The sequence below is a fragment of the Rhizobium sp. P43 genome (genome assembly GCF_056730705.1).
Map to the genome: position 1 here is coordinate 4340210 of NZ_CM161539.1, position 22165 is coordinate 4362374.

At 60.6% G+C, this 22165-nt stretch carries 20 protein-coding genes; 9 read left to right on the forward strand and 11 right to left on the reverse strand.

Going from position 1 to position 22165, the window contains the following annotated elements:
- Nucleotides 1-47: 47 nt before the first annotated feature.
- Complete coding sequence (locus AC1PUL_RS21345; RefSeq protein WP_480465982.1) at nucleotides 48-968, reverse strand: LysR family transcriptional regulator; 921 nt, start codon at nucleotides 966-968, stop codon at nucleotides 48-50.
- A 97-nt stretch (nucleotides 969-1065) separates the two neighbouring features.
- Here AC1PUL_RS21345 and AC1PUL_RS21350 point away from each other — a divergent pair, with 97 nt between their 5' ends.
- Nucleotides 1066-2253, forward strand: a complete 1188-nt coding sequence (locus AC1PUL_RS21350) for an acyl-CoA dehydrogenase (RefSeq protein WP_480465983.1) — start codon at nucleotides 1066-1068, stop codon at nucleotides 2251-2253.
- 239 nt (nucleotides 2254-2492) lie between these two features.
- Entirely contained in the window at nucleotides 2493-3500 is a 1008-nt protein-coding gene (locus tag AC1PUL_RS21355) for a diguanylate cyclase (RefSeq protein ID WP_480468649.1), read from the forward strand.
- A gap of 7 nt (nucleotides 3501-3507) precedes the next feature.
- Here the strand turns inward: AC1PUL_RS21355 and glgX are convergent, their stop codons facing one another.
- On the reverse strand, nucleotides 3508-5586 hold the full coding sequence (glgX, locus tag AC1PUL_RS21360; RefSeq protein WP_480465984.1) for a glycogen debranching protein GlgX: 2079 nt from the start codon (nucleotides 5584-5586) through the stop codon (nucleotides 3508-3510).
- A 144-nt stretch (nucleotides 5587-5730) separates the two neighbouring features.
- Here glgX and AC1PUL_RS21365 point away from each other — a divergent pair, with 144 nt between their 5' ends.
- Together AC1PUL_RS21365 and AC1PUL_RS21370 are read left to right on the forward strand one after the other, a co-directional pair.
- Entirely contained in the window at nucleotides 5731-5922 is a 192-nt protein-coding gene (locus tag AC1PUL_RS21365; protein WP_480465985.1) for a DUF3008 family protein, read from the forward strand.
- A complete protein-coding gene (locus AC1PUL_RS21370; protein ID WP_480465986.1) occupies nucleotides 5919-6707 on the forward strand; it encodes an SDR family oxidoreductase in 789 nt (262 codons plus the stop codon). The genes AC1PUL_RS21365 and AC1PUL_RS21370 overlap by 4 nt, the downstream gene beginning before the upstream one ends.
- 14 nt (nucleotides 6708-6721) lie before the next feature.
- On the opposite strand, the gene AC1PUL_RS21375 is transcribed toward AC1PUL_RS21370, so the two are convergent.
- Entirely contained in the window at nucleotides 6722-7210 is a 489-nt protein-coding gene (locus AC1PUL_RS21375) for an MgtC/SapB family protein (protein ID WP_480465987.1), read from the reverse strand.
- Nucleotides 7211-7242: 32 nt separating this feature from the next.
- Complete coding sequence (locus AC1PUL_RS21380) at nucleotides 7243-7620, reverse strand: hypothetical protein (protein WP_480465988.1); 378 nt, start codon at nucleotides 7618-7620, stop codon at nucleotides 7243-7245.
- Between the two features lie 197 nt (nucleotides 7621-7817).
- Here AC1PUL_RS21380 and AC1PUL_RS21385 point away from each other — a divergent pair, with 197 nt between their 5' ends.
- Nucleotides 7818-8210 (forward strand): response regulator, encoded by a 393-nt coding sequence (locus AC1PUL_RS21385; RefSeq protein WP_480465989.1) that lies wholly within the window; start codon nucleotides 7818-7820, stop codon nucleotides 8208-8210.
- A gap of 10 nt (nucleotides 8211-8220) precedes the next feature.
- Here the strand turns inward: AC1PUL_RS21385 and AC1PUL_RS21390 are convergent, their stop codons facing one another.
- A complete protein-coding gene (locus AC1PUL_RS21390) occupies nucleotides 8221-8841 on the reverse strand; it encodes a riboflavin synthase subunit alpha (RefSeq protein ID WP_480465990.1) in 621 nt (206 codons plus the stop codon).
- Nucleotides 8842-9077: 236 nt separating this feature from the next.
- Between AC1PUL_RS21390 and AC1PUL_RS21395 the strand changes: the two genes are divergently transcribed.
- From AC1PUL_RS21395 to AC1PUL_RS21410, 4 genes are all read left to right on the forward strand, one after another.
- The gene (locus AC1PUL_RS21395) at nucleotides 9078-10007 is read left to right on the forward strand and encodes a 1-phosphofructokinase family hexose kinase (RefSeq protein WP_480465991.1); all 930 of its coding nucleotides are present in this window, start codon (nucleotides 9078-9080) and stop codon (nucleotides 10005-10007) included.
- 148 nt (nucleotides 10008-10155) lie between these two features.
- Nucleotides 10156-11283 carry a tonB-system energizer ExbB gene (gene exbB, locus AC1PUL_RS21400; protein WP_480465992.1) on the forward strand — a complete coding sequence of 376 codons (1128 nt, stop codon included), beginning with the start codon at nucleotides 10156-10158 and terminating at the stop codon, nucleotides 11281-11283.
- Between the two features lie 4 nt (nucleotides 11284-11287).
- Nucleotides 11288-11764, forward strand: coding sequence for a TonB system transport protein ExbD (exbD, locus tag AC1PUL_RS21405; protein WP_480465993.1), 477 nt, complete (start codon nucleotides 11288-11290; stop codon nucleotides 11762-11764).
- Complete coding sequence (locus AC1PUL_RS21410) at nucleotides 11761-12693, forward strand: TonB family protein (protein ID WP_480465994.1); 933 nt, start codon at nucleotides 11761-11763, stop codon at nucleotides 12691-12693. Before exbD ends, AC1PUL_RS21410 begins: the two co-directional genes overlap by 4 nt.
- Here AC1PUL_RS21410 and AC1PUL_RS21415 read toward each other — a convergent pair whose 3' ends face one another.
- The 6 genes from AC1PUL_RS21415 to purU form a co-directional block, all read right to left on the reverse strand.
- The gene (locus tag AC1PUL_RS21415; RefSeq protein WP_480465995.1) at nucleotides 12694-14259 is read right to left on the reverse strand and encodes a bifunctional aminoglycoside phosphotransferase/ATP-binding protein; all 1566 of its coding nucleotides are present in this window, start codon (nucleotides 14257-14259) and stop codon (nucleotides 12694-12696) included.
- 85 nt (nucleotides 14260-14344) lie between these two features.
- A complete protein-coding gene (amaB, locus tag AC1PUL_RS21420) occupies nucleotides 14345-15886 on the reverse strand; it encodes an L-piperidine-6-carboxylate dehydrogenase (protein WP_480465996.1) in 1542 nt (513 codons plus the stop codon).
- A gap of 38 nt (nucleotides 15887-15924) precedes the next feature.
- Nucleotides 15925-17208, reverse strand: a complete 1284-nt coding sequence (locus tag AC1PUL_RS21425) for an NAD(P)/FAD-dependent oxidoreductase (protein ID WP_480465997.1) — start codon at nucleotides 17206-17208, stop codon at nucleotides 15925-15927.
- 204 nt (nucleotides 17209-17412) lie between these two features.
- Nucleotides 17413-17820: a DUF3307 domain-containing protein gene (locus AC1PUL_RS21430; protein ID WP_480465998.1), complete on the reverse strand. Its 408-nt coding sequence runs from the start codon at nucleotides 17818-17820 to the stop codon at nucleotides 17413-17415.
- Between the two features lie 162 nt (nucleotides 17821-17982).
- On the reverse strand, nucleotides 17983-20910 hold the full coding sequence (locus AC1PUL_RS21435) for an aminotransferase (protein ID WP_480465999.1): 2928 nt from the start codon (nucleotides 20908-20910) through the stop codon (nucleotides 17983-17985).
- Between the two features lie 117 nt (nucleotides 20911-21027).
- Complete coding sequence (purU, locus tag AC1PUL_RS21440; protein WP_298468356.1) at nucleotides 21028-21912, reverse strand: formyltetrahydrofolate deformylase; 885 nt, start codon at nucleotides 21910-21912, stop codon at nucleotides 21028-21030.
- Nucleotides 21913-22165: the final 253 nt, after the last annotated feature.

Consider the following 22165-nt stretch of genomic DNA (forward strand, 5'->3'; position numbering starts at 1 on the left):
TGTCAATCGGCACAGGACACAGGCTGCGAGTCATTTATTGGGAGAGTTCATGCCTCGGTCGGACGGCGCTCGCTAAAGGCCCTGGCCTGGTCGAGGATCCAGGCGGCAAAGGTGCTTGCCGGCCCATAGGCCATCTTCGACAACGGACGCACGAGGTAGTAGGCGCTCGCGCTCTTGACCTCGTGATCCCAGGCGCGGACCAGCTGGCCGCTTGCGAGTTCCGGCTCGATCAGGAAGGTCGGCACCAATGCAATGCCGAGGCCCGCATGGCAGGCCTGGACGACGTTGGAGAATTGCTCGAAGCGCATGCCGCCGCCTCGGCCTTCGCTGATATCAAGGCTCGCAAACCAGTGCTCCCAGGCGCGGGGACGCGATGCCATGTCGAACAGCGGCTTGGCGAGAAGGTCTTCTGGTCGCTTTACCGGGTTGGCGGCGAGGAAGGCTGGACTGCAGACCGGTACCACCATTTCATGCATGAGGAACTGGCAGTCCGTGCCGGGCCAGTTCGGTTCGCCGATATGGATCGCGGCATCCAGCCCCGAGCCCTCGAAGTCGAACTGACCGATGCGGGTGGCGAAATCCATGATGATGGCAGGGTTCTTGGCCAGGAAATCTGGGATGCGTGGCATTAGCCAGCGGGTGCCGAAGGTGGGAAGAATTGCGAGGCGCAGATGCGTGTCGTCGCGGGTTGCCATGGCTTCGAGCGAGAGTGTGCGGATGGTGGCCAGTGCGTCGCCGATACCCTTGGCATAGGTTCTGCCGATCGCCGTGAGTTCAACGCCGCGATTGGTCCGCTCGAAGAGTTTGACGCCGAGCTGGTCTTCGAGAAGGCCGATCTGACGGCTGATTGCGCCTTGTGTCAGGGCCAGCTCGTTGGCGGCAGCCGAAAAGCTGCCGAGCTTGGCGACGGAATCGAAGGCGGCGAGCGCGCTGGTGGACGGCAGGAAGCGGCGTTGATGTGTGAGCATGCGATATGAATAGACCTAATAGCAACATGAGTAAACATGGCTTGAATTGTCGTCAGACATGAGCAATCTGGCATAACGAAACAAATGGATGAGACCGATGAGCGAGATGCGACCGTTTTCCTGGAGTGATCCCTTCTTGATGTCCGAGATCCTCAGCGAGGATGAGCGGATGATCCAGGACGCGGCGGCGGGTTTTGCCGAAGCCGAACTCGCTCCGCGTGTCGCGGACGCCTATCTCGGTGAAACGGTCGAGCCTGAGCTCTTCCGCCTGATGGGCAAGGCCGGTCTCCTCGGCGTGACGCTGCCCGAGAAGTATGGTGCGGCCGGTGCGAATTACGTGTCCTACGGCTTGGTGGCGCGGGAGATCGAGCGCATCGACTCCGGCTATCGCTCGATGATGAGCGTGCAGTCGTCGCTCGTCATCTATCCGATCTATGCCTATGGCTCGGAAGAGCAGAAGGACAAGTATCTGCCGGGTCTCGTTTCCGGTGAACTCATCGGCTGCTTCGGTCTGACTGAGCCGGATGCAGGCTCCGATCCGGGTGGGATGAAGACGCGCGCCGAGAAGATCGAGGGCGGTTATCGCCTTCGCGGCTCGAAGATGTGGATCTCCAACGCGCCGATCGCCGATGTTTTTGTCGTCTGGGCAAAGTCTGAAGCGCATGGCGGCGAAATCCGCGGCTTCATTCTCGAAAAGGGCATGAAGGGGCTGTCTGCTCCAAAGATCGGCGGCAAGCTTTCGCTGCGGGCCTCTGTCACCGGCGAAATCGTCATGGATGGCGTCGAAGTGGGTGAAGATGCGCTGATGCCGAACGTGTCGGGTCTCAAGGGCCCGTTCGGCTGCCTCAACCGCGCCCGTTATGGCATTTCCTGGGGCGTTCTCGGTGCGGCCGAGGATTGCTGGCATCGTGCCCGCCAGTATGGCCTTGATCGCAAGCAGTTCGGAAAGCCGCTTGCCGGCACGCAGCTCTTCCAGAAGAAGCTGGCCGACATGCAGACTGAAATCTCGCTTGGTCTGCTCGGTTCGCTGCGTGTCGGTCGCCTCATGGACGAGCACCAGTTCGCGCCCGAAATGATCTCGATCGTCAAGCGCAACAACTGCGGCAAGGCGCTCGACATCGCCCGCATGGCCCGCGACATGCATGGCGGCAATGGCATCCAGATCGAATATCATGTCATGCGCCATGCGCAGAACCTGGAAACCGTGAATACCTACGAGGGCACGCATGACGTGCATGCGCTGATCCTCGGTCGCGCCCAGACTGGCATTCAGGCATTTTTCTGATCGTCACTTAGACAGTCCAGTCCCGCTCCTCGTCATTGATGAATTCGGGGGCGGGACTGTCGCATTCTTGCGCCAGTGCCGAAACTGCAAGACTTCAGCTTAAACATTCATATACTTGTGTGGCCATAGAAACACGTTCAGAAGCCGCTATGTTTGATTTATGCTGAGGTACGGCGATTCCTGTTCGGAGGGAGCAGGGGGCGGTGCATTGCACCACGGCCGGTTGTGGAGGATGCACCATGTATGCTTTGACAGTGCTCGACCGGTCCGCGCTGAAGGCGTTTCGCAGCGAGCACCCCTGGCTGGAGTTCCCAGACCGGATATCCGAGGTTTGCGTCTATTTCGACGATAATGGCGGTCCAAGCCGCCTGACGGCTTTGGAGATCGGTGCGGGAGGTCAGACGGCTAGCGTTGATGTCAATACATTTGGCGTCGATACAATCCTCAGCCTCATTCGCTATGCGCCCCAAGGCACTGCGAAGCATGAGGAATGTCCCCAAGAGCGCAACATATGGACGCTGCTTGAACAGCTGCCCATCGCTGATGGTTCGCGCCCCGTGGAAGAGGTCGAGGCCGAGCGCGCGACCAAGCTGCAGGACGCCTACGGTATCCTCCGCGACATCGCGATTGGGAAGTTTACCGATCTTTTGGAGAGCGCCCGCAATCCGCGTGAGACCCAGCGTCTTTCGGATGCCATCAACACGCTGCCATCACTGCTTGAACACGTCGATGATCGGCATAAGCCGCAGTTCCTCGAGCTCGATTTGTGGCGCTTCGTAGCCGTTTTGCGTGACGAATTGGCCTTGCCGGCCGATTACGAAATGATGCCCGCTCGCGACAAGGACGTCATTTCTCAAGACGCTATCGAACAGGCTGAATCGAACGCGCTGTCTGGGCCGGTGATCCAGGCATTGTTCGAACTCTCGCCGGTCGCCTTCTCCATTTCGAGCATCGGGCAGAAGAGTTCACGTTACATCCGTGTGAACCAGGCCTACCTGGACCTTGTGGGTAAAAGTTGGGACGAGATCCGAGGCAACGAAATGGTGGCATCCGGCATCGTGTCTGGCAGCGAGGCGCGGGCCGAGCGCCTGATGCTGCTTGACCGGGACGGTGGCTATGCGGGCATGCGGGGTGAAATCCGAGATGCCGCAGGCAATCCGGTGCCCGTCGTCATTTCTGCCCGGCGTATCTCGGTGGCCGGGCAGCTTTACGACTTTGAAGTTCTGCAGCGCGCTTCACAGGAATGATCACGCGTCAGGCGCGTCTGAACAAAGCCAAAGATCTCGCCGCCAGGCTGAAGGCTTTACCTTCTTCAGCTGTATCCCCTTGGCGATCCACATCGAATGTTGTGAGTTCAAGCTGCCAGTTACCACCCCCGGTCTCCGGGAGGACAAAGTCGATGTCCTCGGCAACCGGATTGAAGAGCATCAAGACTTCTGACCAGATGCCTTCCTGCCCTTCGAGATCCTGGCGCAGGAGCTTGAGGGCAAGCGGGTTGCCGTCTTGCCAGTGTTCCGGTTCCTGGTGGCTGCCCTCCACATGATACCAGTCGATGATCATGCCGTCGCGCCAATTGGCACGGCGTAAAAGCGGCTGAGACCTACGCAGCGCAATCACCTTGCGGCTGAATTCTCGTAGATCCTCGCAAGTTTCCGGCAGGTCTTCCCAGTGCAGCCAGCTGATCTCGCTGTCCTGGCAGTAACTGTTGTTGTTGCCCATCTGTGACCGGCCGAATTCGTCACCGGCAAGCAGCATGGGTGTCCCGTGCGAGAAGAACAGGGTTGCCAGGAAATTGCGCTTCTGACGCTCACGGATCTCATTGAGCTCCGTATCGTCGGTCGGGCCTTCGTGACCGTAGTTGTGACTGCGATTGTGATCGTGTCCGTCCTTGTTGTCTTCGCCATTGGCGTCGTTGTGCTTCTGGTCGTAGGAGACGAGGTCGTTGAGCGTGAAGCCGTCATGGGCGGTGATGAAATTGACGCTCGCCCAGGGGCGACGGCCGCGCTGGTCGTAAATGTCACCCGAACCCAAAAGGCGAGCGGCAAAGTCCTGTGATGTGTTCTCGGCGTTCAGCCAGTATTCGCGCGTCGAATCACGATACTTGTCGTTCCATTCGGCCCAGCCCGGCGGGAAACTGCCGACCTGGTAACCGCCGGGGCCGATGTCCCAGGGTTCGCCGATCAGCTTCACCTTGGACAACACCGGATCCTGCGTGACGGCGTCGAAGAAGCCGCCGCGCTGATCGAAACCTTCCGGCTCCCGGCCGAGGATCGTGCCGAGATCGAAGCGAAAGCCGTCGACATGCATTTCCTCTGCCCAGTAGCGCAGACTGTCCATCACCATCTGCAGGACGCGCGGATGGGAAGTGTTGACGGTGTTCCCGGTTCCGGTGTCGTTGATGTAGTAGCGGTGATTGTCCGGCATCGTTCGGTAGTAAGAGAAATTGTCGATGCCTTTGAAAGAAAGCGTCGGGCCGAGTTCGTTGCCTTCGGCCGTATGGTTGTAGACGACGTCGAGAATGACCTCGATGCCGGCATCGTGGAAGGCGCGGACCATGTCGCGGAAGCCCGCCAGGCCTTTGGGGCCGTAGTAGCGGCTTGCGGGTGAGAAGAAGCCGATCGTATTGTAACCCCAGAAGTTATGAAGCCCCTTGTCCATCAGGTGGCTGTCGTCCGGGAAGGCATGCACAGGCAGAAGCTCGATCGAGGTGATGCCGAGGCTCTTAACATACTCGACGGCTGCCTTGTGGCCGAGCCCCTCGAATGTGCCCCTGAGGTTTTCAGGGATTGCGGGAAGCAGCTTGGTGAAGCCTTTGACATGGGTCTCGTAGACAATCGTTTCCGCCCAGGGGATACGGGCGAAGCCGTTTGAAATGCGGCTCTCATTCGGGTCGATCACCCGGCATTTCGGCGAGCATGATGCGCTGTCGAGTGCGTTGAAGGACAGATCTTTGTCTTCGGCGTCGAAGTCGTAGCCGAAATGAGCCTTGGACCAGGCGAAATCGCCCACGATTTCGCGGGCATAGGGGTCAAGGAGCAGCTTGTTGGGATTGAAACGATGCCCGTTTTCGGGCTCATAGGGCCCGTGGACACGGTAGCCGTAAAGCTGTCCCGGGCGTACGCCCGGCACATAGCCGTGCCAAACCTCGTTGGTGTATTCGGGAAGCTCGATCCGCGCGATCTCGATGCTGCCAGTGTCGTCGAAGAGGCAGAGCTCGACGCGCTCGGCATGGGCGGAAAAGAGCGCAAAGTTGGTCCCCTCTCCATCGAAGCACGCGCCGAGTTGATGCCACTCGCCCGGCGTGACATGGAAATGCGTGCTTTTGGCGTCCATCTGATCCTCTGATGTCTGGAGTTGCGGAGCTTAATTCTCAACCTCCGACCTTTGTTCCGGACCTCTTCGTCATCAGGAACTTTCGGTCTCCTCGCCGGTTTGCTCGCAAGACGATCCTTTGATCCAGCACGAAAGGTGGAGCAGATGCCGGCGAACTCGAAGGCGCAACAGAAGGCGGCAGGTGCTGCACTGGCTGCCAAACGCGGAGATGCGAAGGTCTCCGATCTCAAAGGTGCTTCTCGCAGCATGCAGAAGAGCATGAGCGAGGCGGAGCTTGAAGAACTTGCTTCGACAAAGCGGAAGGGCAAGCCGTGCCATGTCGGGGATCGCTCATGACGTCGGGCGAGCTTGATCGGGAAACCGCGTTGATTACCGGTGGCGGGTCGGGGATCGGCAGGGGGGCAGCCCTGAAACTCGCGAGCGGCGGTGCGTTCGTCGGGCTTCTGGGACGTACCGAAGACGAATTGCAGGAGACATTGGCGGAAATCCGCGCCATGGGCGGTGATGGCATGGTGCTGGTGGCGGATGTGAGTGATGCGCCCTCCATGCAAGCTGCCTTGGAGCGATTGATCGACGTGCGCAAGGGACTGCAAATCGTTGTGGCCAATGCCGGCATTAACGGCACCTGGGCGCCCATCGATGACCTCAAGCCAGAGGAATTCGACAAGACCATCTCGATTAATCTCAGGGGTACCTATCTGACGCTCCATCACACGGTGCCCCACATGAAGAAGAGTGGTGGCTCGATCATTGTGGTCTCCTCGATCAACGGCACCAGAACGTTCACCACGCCCGGTGCGACGGCCTATTCCGCAACCAAGGCTGCGCAGCTGGCTATGGTGCAGCAACTCGCCCTTGAGCTCGGTCGTTACGGCATCCGGATCAATGCCGTGTGCCCTGGCGCGATCGAGACGGAGATCGATGACAATACCCGGATACGCAAAAGGCGGCACGCCGAGGTGCCTGTCTCGTTTCCGGAAGGCGACATTCCGCTGACCGGCGGCGAGGCCGGGACTGTGGAGGAGGTTGCGGAGGTGATTGCGTTTCTCGCCTCGGACGCCTCTCGACACGTGACGGGGACGCCAATCTGGGTCGATGGTGGCCAGAGCTTGCTCAGATAGCGGCCAGGAGCGCTTCAGTCCTTGTCGGGAGGAAGGGGAAGACGGTGTTCCAGCAGTCGCATCAGCCATAGCACAGCCAGTGCAAACCCGGTTGCGATGAGACCGATCTGCCAGAAGCCGAGACCGCAGGACAGGCCTATAGACCCGGCAAACCAGAGGCCGGCACCCGTCGTTAGGCCCTTCACCTCGCCTTTGTTGAAGACGATCATACCTGCCGCAAGAAATGCGACGCCCGCCGTCACGGCTTCGATCAGACGAATCGGATCGAGCCTGACCTCCTCAGCATTGAAGGCGTCGTGGTGCGCAATCTCGATCGTCAGGACCGCGACGATTGCCGCTGACAGGCATACGAGGATATGAGTCCTCAAGCCGGCGGCGTGGCTGCGCCATTCGCGCTCCACGCCGATCGCAGCACCGCAGGCCATCGCAATCAGGAGCCTGATGACGATGGCCGACAGTTCGAGAGTTGTCGTCGTGCCGAAGCTTGAGAGTTCGGAGGGCATTTTCTGCAGCCTATTAATACGACTTACGCCCGTCAGTGTTTCGGATCGCCGGACATTGTCGAGGTGTGGGTCGCGGAGACGGGATCACTTGCGGGATAGGTGTCTTCAAGCCCTTCCTCAAGCGCACTGCCGCCCTTCTGCATGCTGTTTTCTTGCTGTTCCTGGCGGAGGCTTTCGACGGCCTCACTTGGCTCGTCACTCTCTGCTTCCGCGATATCGGTGGTGCCGAAGCGGCTTGCCTGGAGCAGCAGCACCTGAGCTTTGCCCAAGGCATTGTCGCGGGTCAGGGCGCCGCTTTCCGTCTGCGCCATCTGGACTGATACTTTTTCGCCGCCGTCTCCATGGAATTCGACGAGAAAGCTGCCTGATGCTTCCGCGCTTTCTATGATTTCCGTTCCGATGATCTGCATGAGTAATCTCCCGTGGTTTCCGCGATGGAAACGCTGGGCTTCATCGGGATGTTCCATCGCCGACAATGTTCCATCCAAGCGAGCAGCGATCCTTCTGAATGGGCAGTTAAGTCTATGTTTACCATGTTGTTTCGTAATTTAAGAAAAACTGAACAAAGCGCGGTGGCACGCGTTGTGGTGGCAAAAGGAGAACGAAGATGAGACCAGGACAGGCCCTCGCCATCGATCCGATCCTCATCGTCGAAGACGATGTCTTCATTTCCATGGATGCTGCTGACGCTGTCGCGCGTGCCGGCGTCAATGTGATCACAACGGAGACCGTGCGCGACGCGCTAGAGATTCTCGAAACGGAGCATATCTCGGGTGCTATCCTCGACTTCAAGGTTCGTGATGGCGCGGTCACGCCGATCGTGCAGCAGCTCCGCCGCAGCGGCATCCCGTTCCGCATCGTGTCAGGGTCAGCCATCCGGGAAATTGAGGAAAACGGAATACCGCCCGAGCTTTGCGCGCCCAAGCCCGCCGATTACCGGCAGGTCCTTGTATCCCTCCTGAATGACGTTCCGTCGCCGCGACCGCCAGGCCGGCACTGAGAAAATGGGCTCAGACGCGCTTGGCCATCAGGCGCTCCAGCGTCCGTTCTACGACGTCCACCATGACCATCGTCTGGTGATCGACTTCGATGTTCAGCGCGTCGCCGGGCCGGTAGCGTGGAAAGGTCGTCTGACGCAGCGTTTCTGGAATCAGGTTGATGGTGAAGGTGTCGTCTTCTGCTTCCGCCACAGTCAGGCTCGCGCCGTTGACGGCGAGGTAGCCGCGCTTGAAGACATATTTTGACCATTCCTCGGGCATGCGGAAACGGATGAAGGCGCCTGGCATGTCCATCTTCGCGGCCACCAGTTCGGCTGTGGTTGCGATGTGGCCAGCAATATTGTGTCCGCCATTCTCGTCCGTGGGCTTTGCCGAGCGTTCGATATTCACGCGGTCTCCGGCCTTGAGCGTACCCAGATTCGTGCGCTCAAGCGTTGCGTCCATGGCGTCAAAGGTAACAATCGTTCCTTCCATCGTTGTCACCGACAGGCATACGCCTTCCACCGAGACACTCGCTCCGATCTGCAGGTCTGCCATCAGCCGCTCAGGGAATTCAATGAAGAAAGTCGTGTAGCCATCCTGGCGAACGACGGAAGTGATCGGGGCGACGGTCTGAACGATGCCGGTATACATGACGTGATTTCTTTCTTCAGTGGCTGCGACGCGAAGGTAATGCCTCAACCGCCAAAGACAATGCCTCCGTCAGCATCTCAGTGTTCACCATCTGCATTCCTCGGGAACAGGCGGATGGACGGGCGGTTGAGCAGTCTGCGGCTTTGGAACAGGTTGCGGGCCTAGGCTTCGTCGTCCTAGATCTGTCGCAACGTGAGTGCAGTCTGTCTTTCGCATCCCAACCGGTGGCCTCTTTCATGACCAAGATCCTTTGCATTGCTCTCAATCCGGCGATCGACATCTCCAGTGATGCGGAGGTGGTGCGCCATACGCACAAGACCCGCACCCATAATCAGCAGCAATTCCCCGGGGGAGGGGGTATCAACGTCGCCCGTGTCATTGCGACGCTCGGTGGAACCTGTGAGTTGATGTTCTTGTCCGGCGGCGCCACCGGCGAACTGCTGGAGGCCATGCTGAAGCCGCTGCCGATTGTGGAGAGGACGTTCCGCATTCACGATCCCGTCCGCGTCGCCTTTGCCGTGCACGAGACATCGACCAATCTGGAGTATCGTTTTGTCCCGGAAGGGCCTCTGGTGACGGAGGCCGAGCTTCAGCCACTGTTCGAGGCCGTCGCTTCCACGGATGCCGACTATGTCGTCGCCAGCGGCAGTCTGCCGAGAGGCGCGTCTGATGATACCTATGTGCGGCTTGCGAACCTGGTTGCCGAACGGGGCGGGCGGTTCGTGCTCGACACGTCCGGCGCCGCACTTCTGGAGGCAATGTCGCGCGCGCGCATGTTTTTGGTGAAGCCAAGCCTCGGAGAGTTCGAGGCCTTTCTCGGTCGCAAACTGAAACACGACGAGGTCGGCGCAGCGGCGCAGGCTCATATTCGAACCGGTGCTGCCCAGTACATCGCCGTGACACTCGGGGCCGATGGAGCAGTCCTCGCATCTGCGGATCAGATCGTCCGGTTGCCAGCGATCGATGTGCCGGTGAATTCTGCGACCGGTGCCGGAGATAGCTTCGTGGCAGGGATGGTCTGGTCGCTGGCTGAGGGACACGGCATCGAACACGCCTTCTGCTTCGGGCAAGCCGCCGGAGCTGCGACGGTCATGACCTCTGGAACGGAGCTTTGCCGCCGGCAAGATGTTCTCGATCTCTACCGGCGCGCGATTCCCGCCGAGTGATCGTCGCTGGATTGATCACGCCTTTGGGAAAAGGGTCCAAAGGTTGTTTTATTACTTGTCACAAATTATCAAGTTTTATATTGGGAGAGGCAGTGTGATGGGGCCTTTCAGGCGCCTGTTTTGATCAGTCCTTCAAAGGGAGCTCCCAATGCCGCTCATTCATTCGGGACCTTCGCTCAAGCGATTTGCCTTTCTCCTGACCTTGGTCCTGAGCCCTGCCTTGGTGCAGGCACAGCAGTCCGCGCCGACGCCCACTCCGCTGGCGCCCACTCCGTCGGAGGTTGTTGCGCCGCAGTCTTCACCGGCACCTGCAACTCCTCCGTCGGTGGCGCCCCCACAAGAGCCTACTGCCGCCGCGCCGCCGTTGGTGTCGCCAGCACCGGTCGTGGCTACCCCTCCCGCGCCTGCGGCAACCCCAACTGCTGCTGCCGAACCTGCTACCGCGAACGAGCCGCCGCCGGCATCCATGCAGGCTCCTGCAGCCGCTACGCTCCCTGCGATCGAGGCACCTCTTTCTCCGGCTGACGAGTCCGCTGCCGTCGAAAGCACGATCAAAGCGCATGATCTTTCGCCGGAAGGCATGTTCATGGCCGCCGACTGGGTGGTCAAGTCCGTCATGATCTCGTTGGCACTCGCTTCCGTGCTCACCTGGACCGTCTGGCTTGCGAAATCCCTTCAGCTCTTCGGTGCCCGCTCGCGGGCCAAGCGAGGTTTGAAGGCCGTCGCCAATGCGCGGAAGCTTGGGGATGCCCTGCAGGCGCTGGAAAATCGGGGCGGTGTGGTGGCCTCCATGGTTCGCGCTGCGCAACATGAGGTCAGTCTGTCGGATGCCGCAATCGATCAAGCCGGTGGTGATGGCGTGAAGGAACGCGTATCGTCAGCCCTGTCTCGCATTGAGGTTCAGGCCGGACGGCGCATGTCGAATGGGACGGGCGTGCTCGCCAGCATCGGATCCACCGCTCCCTTTGTCGGTCTTTTCGGTACTGTCTGGGGCATCATGAACTCGTTCATCGGCATCGCCGAGACGCAGACGACCAATCTCGCGGTTGTCGCGCCGGGTATTGCCGAAGCCCTGCTGGCGACGGCCATCGGCCTGGTCGCGGCCATTCCTGCTGTCATCATCTACAACGTCTTCGCCCGTTCGGTGACAGGCTATCGTCAGCTCCTCGCCGATGCCGGCGCCGGCATCGAACGGCTGGTCAGCCGCGACCTCGACTTCCGCAAGAGTGCCCGGATCGCTCAGGCGACCAAGGCCATGGCAATGGCAGCGGAGTGATCAGATGGCTGGCGGCATCAGGGAAAACAGCTCCGGCGACGATCTGGTCGAAAACCACGAGATCAACGTAACCCCATTCATCGACGTTATGCTGGTGCTGCTGATCATCTTCATGGTTGCAGCCCCCTTGTCGACGGTTGACGTGAATGTCGATCTTCCAGCCTCGACGGCAAAGCCTGCCGAGCGGTCGGATGAACCGGTTTATGTGACGCTTAAGGAAGACATGAGCCTGGCGCTCGGCAATGATGACGTTGCCCGTGAGGCGCTTGGATCGTCTCTGGATCGGCTGACCGAAGGCAACAAGGACGCGCGCATTTTCCTGCGTGCGGACAAGACCGTGGACTATGGCCAGTTCATGGAGGTCATGAACCTTCTACGTGATGCGGGTTATCTCAAGATCGCCCTTGTCGGACTGGAGACCGTTGCGCCCGCTCCTGCCGATGATGGCTCGGCCGCTGGTTCTGCGGAGCCTCTGCCATGATCGAACCTCGTTCGACGAAACGGATCTTCGGCGAAGGGCTGTTGTGGACGACAGCCGGCGTCCTGATTGCCACGGCCCATGCGGGAGCGGTGGCTGTGATGTTGCGCGAACCAGACATGGTGATGGCTGACAGCGGACCGCCACCAGCGATCATGATCGAACTGGCACCGGAGCCAGAGGCGATCATCACCGATGAGACCGAGATCTCCACCGATCAGGTGGATGCGGAAGAGGTGAAGACTGCAACGAGCGAGCCCCTGCCTGAGCCAATTCAGCAGCCTGTCGCGCAACCTTTGCCAGAGCCCCCACCCCCGGAACCGGAACCTGAACAGGAGGTTGCCGAAGCGCTCCCGGAGCCTCCTCCGATCATCGAGCCTGAGCCATTGCCGGAACCGCTGCCGGAGATTGACCCCATCGAGCAGATGGTGATGGCCGAACTGGCGAATGTTGAGGTTCCAATTCCTATGATGCGGCCGCCGGTGCCAAAGCCGGAGATTGCGAAGAAGAAGGAACCCGCGCCGAAAAAGGTCGTTCGGAAGCCTCAGGTCCAGCCGCCTGCATCACAAGCCGCACGTACTGCGAAGGCCGACGTCGCACAGTCCAACCGAAACGCAGCTCCGGTCGCGGCAAGCGGTGCCGGGCGGAATGTGTCCCCGGCGAGGTGGCAGTCGCGTCTGATGTCGCATCTCGAACGTCGCAAACGCTACCCGAGCGAGGCTCGCAGCAATCGCGAAGAGGGAACGGTTTACGTCCGGTTTCGGATCGACAATTCCGGGAATGTACTGTCCGTTTCCCTGTCGCGCTCGTCCGGTTATCCGACGCTGGACAATGCGGTTATCGACATGGTGCGTGCTGCCTCGCCAGTTCCGGCTCCTCCCGCCGGTGTCAACAAGACGATCACGGCGCCCGTAAGGTTCAATCTCCGCTGATCAGAGGCGCCTGATTAAATCCAGCGCGTCTTGGGCTACGTGCGCTGCGGATTGCGCGGCATCGATCCGGTGCCAGACGATCGGACCGGTGCCGGTCTGGAGTTGCCTCTCCAAAACCCGAACGGTGGCGTCGGAATCGATGATCGGCCGCGCTTCGACGCGGGCCTGAAGCGTTCTCTTGTCCGCCTGCAGCCAAAGCCCGATGAACGGGACACCGTTGGTCTGCGCCACGTCCTCGATCGCAGTTCTTTCCTCTTCATGGGCGAAAACGGCATTTGCAACGACCGAGCCGCCTGACTTCAGCACGATCCCTGCCTTCTCCATAATCGCTGCATAAACCCGCGCGGACACTTCCGGATCGTAAGCCTCAGGTGGCATTGGATGGCCGCGCGCGTGGCCAAGCATGGCGCGGCGTAACCGGTCGCTCTCAAGCAAACGGGCACCGGGGGCGAGCCCGATATGCGGTGCGATAGCCTCGGCGAGCGTCGATTTGCCGGAACCGCTCAGTCCGCCGATGGCAACCAGCACCGGTTTCTTGGCCTGCAAGAGATCAAGTGCCAGATCCCGATAGGCAATCGCTTCCTCGGCTCCGTGACCGGATGGATCGCCGAGGTCGCGCAACTGGGTTGCGCCGACATGAGCGCGAATGGCGGCTCTGAGAGCCAGGAAAAACGGCATGAGACCGAAGCCGGCATCGTCACCCGTGCGATCGAGATAGCGGTTGACGACGGCATTGGCAAAGTCTGGCAGGTTGCGGTGCCAGAGGTCCATCAGCAGGAAGGCAAGATCGTAGAGAATGTCCGAAGTCGCCAGATGTTCGTTGAAGTCGATGCAATCGAACATGCGCGGCCCGTTCAGGCCAAGGAAGATGTTGTGGAGATGCAGGTCGCCATGGCAGTGGCGTATCAAGCCGTCGCGCTCTCGGCTGTCGAGGAGCGGGGCGTGGCGATCGAGAGCCTTCTGGAAGAGCCCGGTCAAGTGCCGGGTCTCCTCGGGCGAAAACAGGGGCACGGCAGAAAAAGCCGCGTTGTTGATATCGACGATCGCGGCAAGGTTGGCGCGGCCGCCGCCTGTGTGCAGCACCTGGGCCCCCTTGTGGAAGTCTGCAATGCGCTCGGCCGTCTCTTCCATCAAAGGCTTTGGCAGCGTACCTGCCTCGGCCATTTTGTCGAACAGCCTATCCTGCGAGAAGCGATGCATCTCGACCACGTAGTCGATGGGCGAGCCGTCTCCATCGAAACTCAACTGGCCGGCCTCATTGCGACTGATCGACCTGACACCGCAATAGATTTCCGGTGCAGTCCGGCAGTTCAGTGCCATTTCAGCTGCGCAGTACCGCTGTCGAAGGTCGAGCGTCGAGAAGTCGGCGTAAGGTAGCTTCACCGCGCGCTTAAGCTTGTAAGCCTTGTCACCGGCGAGGAAGATCAGCGAGATGTGGGTTTCAATCACGTCGACGGGCGAGGTAATGCCGTGACTTGCGGGGTCTCGCAGAAATGCGATGGCGGCGGACTGGTCCTCGACTGGCATGCATCCCTCACATCTGACGGTTGCCGCAGTCTCACTCATCCGAATGTCAAAGACCAGCGCCCCGGGGCATGGACCTTTGTCGCAGGAAATAAGGGCCGGCGAATTCTCGCCGACCCTTTTGGTATTACTCGATGTCGAACTTGACGCCCTGGGCCAGCGGCAGGGTGCGTCCATAGTTCACGGTGTTGGTCTGGCGGCGCATATAGGCCTTCCAGCTGTCGGAGCCGGATTCGCGACCGCCGCCGGTTTCCTTTTCGCCACCGAAGGCGCCGCCGATTTCCGCACCCGAGGGGCCAATATTGACGTTGGCGATACCGCAATCGGAGCCCCGGTCGGAGACGAAGGCTTCGGCTTCGCGGATGTCGTTGGTGAAGATCGACGAGGAGAGGCCCTGGGGCACGTCGTTATTCATTGCCAGGGCGTCGTCGAAGTTCGCATACTTGATGACGTAGAGGATGGGCGCGAAGGTTTCCTCGACGACCGGGCCGCACTGCTCCGGCATCTCGACGAGGGCAGGGCGCACGTAGAAGGCTTCGGCTGCTTCGTCGGCGCGGACGCGGTCACCGCCGTGGACCTTACCGCCATTGGCCTTGGCGGCCTCCAGGGCGTGTTGCATGCGGTCGAAGGAGCCCTTGTCGATCAGCGGTCCGATCAGGTTTCCGGCTTCCAGCGGATTGCCGATGGTGACCGAGCCATAGGCCTTGATTAGGCGCGGGACGAGCGTGTCGTAGACGCTTTCGTGTACGAAGAGGCGACGCAGCGTGGTGCAGCGCTGTCCCGCCGTGCCCATGGCGGCGAAGGCGACCCCGCGCAGCGTCAGGTCGAGATCGGCGGTCGGGCCGACGATGGCGGCATTGTTGCCGCCGAGTTCGAGGATCGAGCGGCCGAAGCGGGCTGCGACACGCGGGCCGACGGCGCGGCCCATCGCCGTCGAACCGGTCGCCGAGATCAGCGGAACCTTCGGGTGATCGACGAGGATCTCGCCGATGTCGCGGCCGCCGATCAGCAGCGTCGAGAGATTGGCCGGCGCTTTGCCGCCCTGTGAGTTGTAGCGCTTCACAGCCTTTTCGAAGATTGCCTGGGTGGCAATGGCGGTCAGCGGGGTCTTTTCCGAGGGTTTCCAGATCGTCGAGTTGCCGCAGACAAGTGCCAGCGCCGCATTCCAGGACCAGACGGCGACGGGGAAGTTGAAGGCCGAGATGATGCCGGTGACGCCGAGCGGATGCCAGGTTTCCATCATGCGGTGTTCGGCGCGTTCGGTGGCGATCGTCAGGCCGTAGAGCTGGCGGGAGAGGCCAACGGCGAAATCGCAGATGTCGATCATTTCCTGGACTTCGCCGAGGCCTTCGGAGGTGATCTTGCCGACTTCGATGGAGACGAGGCGGCCGAGTTCGGCCTTGGCTGCACGCAGCTCCTCGCCGAGCAGGCGGATCAGTTCGCCACGCTGCGGGGCGGGCACGATACGCCATTCGAGGAAGGCCTTGTGTGCCGCATCGATCGCCTTGCGGGTGTCGTCGGCGGAGATTTCGGCGACGGCTGCGATGGTCTCGCCGTTGATCGGCGAGCGAACCGAAAGCGTACCGCCGGTCAGCGCCTTGGCATCGACGCCGAAGCTTGCCATCAGCGATGCCGTTTCGGCGGAAAACTTGAGTGTGGCGAGGGTCATGGTGGTCCTTCCGTCAGGTCTACCTGGTTCTTGTTCGTTCAAAATCGTGCGCCGGCCAGATGCGCCACCTGGGCCCCGGCCTCGTACCATGCTTCCTTCAGGGTGCGGAAGGCGGGGGCTTGTGGATCGGTAAGCGGCAGGGGCAGCTCGTCCTCTGACATCTGGCCAAGGATATGGCTCGCGATCGTCTTGCCGAAGACGGTGCCGGGGGAAATGCCGCGGCCATTGTAGCCGGAAAAGCCGATGACGCCTGGCGCAAACTTGTGGAAGCGCGGGAGCGCATTCGTCGTCATGCCGATCTGGCCATACCATTCGCTTTCGAAGGCAATGTCGCCGATCTGCGGGAAGATGGCCTTCAACGCGCGGCGTGCCCATGACCGATGGATCGAAAGACCCGGGCCACGAAGGGCGCCAACACTGCCGAAGACCATCCGGCCGGCCTTGTCCATGCGGAAGGAGGAGAGAACCTCCTTGGTGTCCCAGCAGCCCTGGCGCTCTGTCAGTATCGACTTACGCAGGTTGTCGCTCAAGGGGACTGTGGCGAAGTTGAAATAGGGCAGGTGAACCTGTTCTTCGCGCACGGCGGCGAAGGGGCCGTGGCTATAGGCATCGGTTGCCACGACGATCCACTGTGCATCGACGCTGCCTTCGGATGTCCGGACCTGCCAGCCATCCGCCGTTTTGGCGTAGCTTTCGACCGGGCTCGCCGTGCAGAGAATTGCACCGGCCTTAACCGCGGCATGGGCTAGGCCACGGGCGTAGGCGAGCGGCTGCAACGTGCCGGCACGCCGGTCGAGCAGGGCGCCCTGGTAGGCGCGTGTGGCGATCTTTTGCTCGGTCTCGGCTTCGTCAAGCAGTTCGACCGGCGCGCCACGACGCTGCCACTGCTCTGCTCTTGCTTCGATTTCCCTGCGGCCAGCAGGGCCGACGGCGCAATGCAGCGTGCCCTGCCGTTCGAGTTCGCATTCGATGCCTTGGCGATCGATCAGATCCATGACGGTGCGCGGTCCGTTGCCGAGCAGGTCGAGCAGGCGCTCGCCATAGACGGGGCCAAGCTCACCTGGAAGATCGTCGGGCATGACCCACATACCGGCATTGATCAGGCCGACATTGCGGCCCGCACCGCCGAAGCCGATCTCCTTTGCCTCGAGGAGGATGACGCTGGTGCCCGCTTCGGCCAGATGAAGGGCTGCGGACAGGCCGGTATAGCCACCGCCAACGATCACCACATCGGCTCTGACTACACCCTTGAGCGACGTCGTCTGCGGTGCAGCCGGCGCCGTCCTTTCCCAAAGACCGTGGGAGCGCGGATCGTCTAGCATGGTGTGGCCTCGGGGCTCTCGAAATGGTGCCGGAGAGGCTTTGTCGGGCATGCCTTGCGACCCGATATCATTCCGCCCCGTGCAGACTTGAAATTTCTAGAAGAGCGTTTGACGCCATTCCAGCGATAAATTCTCAAGAGATCATTCCAAAAAGGCATGACTAACGCTGCCGGCGCACATTGCGCCAGACGCCCACGTCTCGTCTCAAAGAGCGCTTGCTGCCGCTGCGATCCAGACGGCGAAGACGAGATGCGTCAGGTGATGCAGTGTCTGGTCGATCCCGAAGAGCCACCAATAGGCCGCGTGCTCGATCTTCAGGTGATTGCGCTTCTGGATAAGCGTCTTGCTCCGATCGATCAGGCCGTGGACGATCAGGTCGACGATAGCGAGCCAGGCGAGTTGCGGTGCAAAGAGTAGCGCGATCAGCAGCGTTCCGGCGGCATGTATTGCTATATGCGCCAGAAGGGGCGCAAACCAGCCGTTTTGGCGTTCTTTGCCAAGAGCCATCCAGCTGGTTTGAAGCACGAAGTCAGCCAGCAGATGCTTGAAAATGAACAGAGCCACGGCCCAGATCAGCAGATGACTGGCGATTTGCTCTGGCATGGTGGGCATGAGTATTCCTTCGGCTTTCATTTCTGTCCGAAGATAGACCACTCTTCAAAACGCTGTGAAGCGGCCATTTAGTCTACCCAGATTTGGGCTTTGCGGTTCCTTTATGCAAAGAGCGCTTTTGGCTGGGGTGTATTAGGGCGATGGTCATGTTTGTGGATTCCATCACCAGCCGTCAGACAGCACCTTTTCCAGAATTTCGGCGAAGAAATCGGCACTTTCCCTGTTCAGGCAGAGCGGCGGCTTTATTTTCAAAACGTTAAGGTAGTCGCCTGTCGGTTGCATGATGACGCCGAGATCAAGCAGGCGGTCACAGATCGCTGCGGTCTCTTCTGTGGCCGGCTCCAGGGTTTCCCGGTCGCGGACGAATTCCAGGCCGAGATAGAGGCCCATGCCGTGCACGGCACCAACGATTGGGAAGCGCTGGCCCAAGGCCTCAAGCCGTGCCTTGAGGTGGTCGCCGACGTCGCGGGCATTCTCCTGCAGCTTCTCGTCCCGCATGATGTCGAGCACGGTCATGCCCACAACACAGCTCACAGGGCTGCCGCCGGACGAGGAGAAGAAATAGCCCTCCTTCTCCAGGCTGTCGGCGATCTCGCGGCGGGTGATGACAGCACCAAGCGGCTGGCCGTTGCCCATGCCCTTGGCCGTCGTGATGATGTCGGGTACCACGCCTTGCTGTTCGAAGCCCCAGAAGTGATGGCCGAGGCGGCCGTAACCGACCTGCACCTCATCGGCGATGCACAGGCCGCCGCGAGCGCGAACCAGCGCGTAGACATCCTTCAGGTAACCGGGCGGGAGCGGAATTCCTCCTGCATTGCCGTAGACGCTTTCGGCGATGAAGCCGCCCAGCTGTCCGCCGGCATTCTCGATGTCGGCGATCTTTTCGATCACCGCCTGGACGTAGCCATCCGTTGAACCGTTGCCGCGATACTTGCCCCGATAGGTATTGGGCGAAAGCACGGGGTGGACCCAGTCCGGACGCGTTTCGAGGGCGCGCGGGTTGTCGGCGATGGAGGTCGACACGGCGTCGCTGGCCACCGTCCAACCATGATAGGCTTCCAGCAGGCTGAGGATGTTGCGATGGCCGCTATGGGCCCAGGCGAGACGCAAAGCGAGATCCACGGCTTCCGAGCCCGAGTTTACGAGGAAGACCGTGTCGAGGCCGTCAGGCGCAAGAGAGGCCAGGCGATCGGAGAACTCGGCGACTGCCGCATAGTGGAAGCGGGAATTTGTGTTGAGCATCGCCCATTGTCTGCCGACCGCATCGGCAAGTCGCGGATGGCCGTGACCGAGAATGGTGACATTGTTGACCATGTCCAGATAGGCGCGGCCCTTGACGTCGAAGAGATGCTCCTTCCAGCCGCGCTCGATTTGCGGCGGGTCGGCATAGTAGTTCTTCTGCGGCCTGGCGAAGCTCTTGCGCCGCCGCTGCAGCAGGTCGTGGCTCTCAAGTTCCGGTGCGTCGACCCCAATGCCGAGGAGGCGTGACGGCGAGGGGCAGATGCGGGACCAGATCTGGCTCTGCTGCGGTTTCGCAAAAAGCGGTGGAATGAGATCCGGATCACGGCAAAGCTGGATGCGCAGGCCTCCGACACCGCCAGCGGCGCCCGCAATCGCGCCGATCCGGTCCCCGGCTGCCACGGTCGTACCGTCATCGAGACTGCAGTCGATACCATCCAGATGCAGTGAGATATCAGGTGATGACAGGATCAGGTGATGGCCATCGATCATGATCGTTGCATCGAACGGGGCGAATGCTTCCGTCCCGCTCGGCAGGCAGACATCGATATGCAGCGCAAATGTTGCCGGCGGCGTCTGGGACAGCGGCTTGGTGTATGACAGCCGAAACTCGCCATAACGGGTGGAGGCGACACCGGTTTCCATGGCCGCGCGCGCCAGAAGCTTCCAGTCGATCTCCTGATCGCTCCAGCTGTCGCGAGGAAGATCAGGACTGGTGACCGTCAGGTCTGTCAGCCGGAAATCTGCTGGTGCGAGCGAAGGCAGAAGCGGGTGGGAGACCGAAACATCGGGATTGCTGGCAAGCATGCCCGCCGCGTCCATGATGGCTGCTTCCATCAACGGATAGGGGACTGATGTCGCGACCTCGAAGATCATGCGCTCATGCTCGATATTGCCAAGCACGTAGTCGTTGTCCGGATCGATGGACATCTGTTGCTCGCTGCTTGCGACGAGCACACCGGCGCGGGCAACGATCAGTGGCCAGAGCGCCTTGAGCTCCGCCTCGTTCAGCGGATAGCGCGCGTGGAAGGCTTTGACTGCGGGAAGAATGAAGAAGGGGTCGCCATCGGCGTGATGCAGCAGGGCCGCGCAGGTCACTGCGAGATCCGCCACCAGCCAGCCATAGAGAACGTCGCCGAAATCGATGACGCCGTCGGGAAAGAGCCGGCCCGTGGCATTCGGTGTTGCCACGATGTTGTCGTCGGTGATGTCGTGATGGATCGGTTGAATGCGCAGCGCTGACGTCAGCGGCTGCAGGCGCTTCACCGCCATGATCATCGCCTTGGCGATCCGGTCTCGCTGTTTCTGGTCCGAAACCGATTTTAGGAGATGCAGGGCAACCGGTCCCGCCCGGCGAAGATCCCATTGCAGTTCGCGCTCAAGCCCGTTGTGGCGGAAGTCCTTCAGCCCGCCGGCGACCCGCGCCACCACATCGCCGAAGGAGGCCACGACCTCGGGCGCCAGGTATTTCTGACGGGTCAGCGGTTGGCCATCGAGATAGGACAGGAGCCGGATCCAGTAGTATTCGCCACCAATCTCGATCTGCGGGATGTATTCACCGGTCAGTGCGGGGATTGGGTCGGGCACACGCAAGCCGATGTCGAGATTGCGCAAGTGCTCCATGGCCCGGTTCTGAGCATCCAGTTCCTGCTGCGGATATTCCGCACGGGTCACTTTCAGTACGAGGCGTTCCTCGCCCGTGTCTATGAGGAAATTTCGATCCTGCTGGCTGCCCAACTCGCGGATAGAACCGCTAAAGCCATAGAACTCGTTAAAGATGATCTTGGCATCGGCGAGCGAGACATTGGGGCGCGGCAATTCGGTGCGCTGAAGCAGAGCCGAGTCGGCCATACGTTTCCTCCCGGGGAATCATGTCCGGAGATTAGCAGAGCCTAGTTTTGCGTCTATCCCGGAGCGGTTTCCCGTCGAAAAACGAAGGGCGCCGTTTGCGGGCGCCCTTGTCTGGTTTCAGCCCATGCGCTCGGATGCATAGGAGCCCGGGCTTGCCGGGAAGACGACAGTGCGGTTGCCGTTGATGAAGGTGCGGTGGTGGATATGGGCATGGATGGCCCGTGCCAGCACCTGGCTTTCCACGTCACGGCCGATCGAGACATAGTCGTCTGCGGACTGCGCATGGGTGATGCGGGCAACGTCCTGCTCAATGATTGGACCTTCGTCGAGATCGGCGGTCACGTAATGGGCGGTCGCACCGATCAGCTTTACGCCGCGCTCGAAGGCCTGCTTGTAGGGGTTCGCACCCTTGAAGGACGGCAGGAAGGAGTGGTGGATGTTGATGATCTTGCCGGACATCTTCTTGCACATGTCGTCCGAGAGAACCTGCATGTAGCGGGCGAGCACGATTAGCTCGGTGCCGGTCTGCTCGACCAGATCCATGATGCGGGCTTCGGCTTCCGGCTTGTTCTCCTTGGTCACCTTGATGTGGTGGAAGGGGATGTCATGGTTCACGACGACCTTCTGGTAGTCGAAATGGTTGGAGACGACGCCGACGATGTCGATCGGCAGCGCGCCGATCTTCCAGCGATAGAGCAGGTCGTTCAGGCAGTGACCGAAGCGCGAGACCATCAGCAGTACCTTCATGCGCTTTGCAGCATCATGCAGGTTCCAGATCATGCCGAACTTTTCCGCCACGGGCACGAAGCCCTTTTCGAGCTTGGCTTCATTGGCACCTTCCTCGGAGATGAAGGAAACGCGCATGAAGAACTGGCCGGTGTGGAGATCGTCGAACTGCGAGCTGTCAACGATGTTGCAACCCTGTTCGGCGAGGTAACCCGATATTGCCGCCACGATGCCGCGGGTGGACTTGCAGGATACGGTCAAAACATAGCTGGTCATCGGTTCTCTCATCTCCTCGGCATGGCGTGGGCGCCGTGTCTCTATCGCATGTCCGGCACGATCGGAAGTGTGCTGCGGTGCTCAATCTTCAGTCGTATTTCAAAGGTCTTCGGCGAGCCTACAGCGATCTCCGCGCCTTTTCGATGGGCAGAGATTAGGCCAGGAAATGCAAAACCCCGTTCCCATTGCGCCTTTCCAGGGCGCATCTTCGCCGTTCGCGTCGTCGTCTGGGCGAAAACGAGACCGCGCCCGT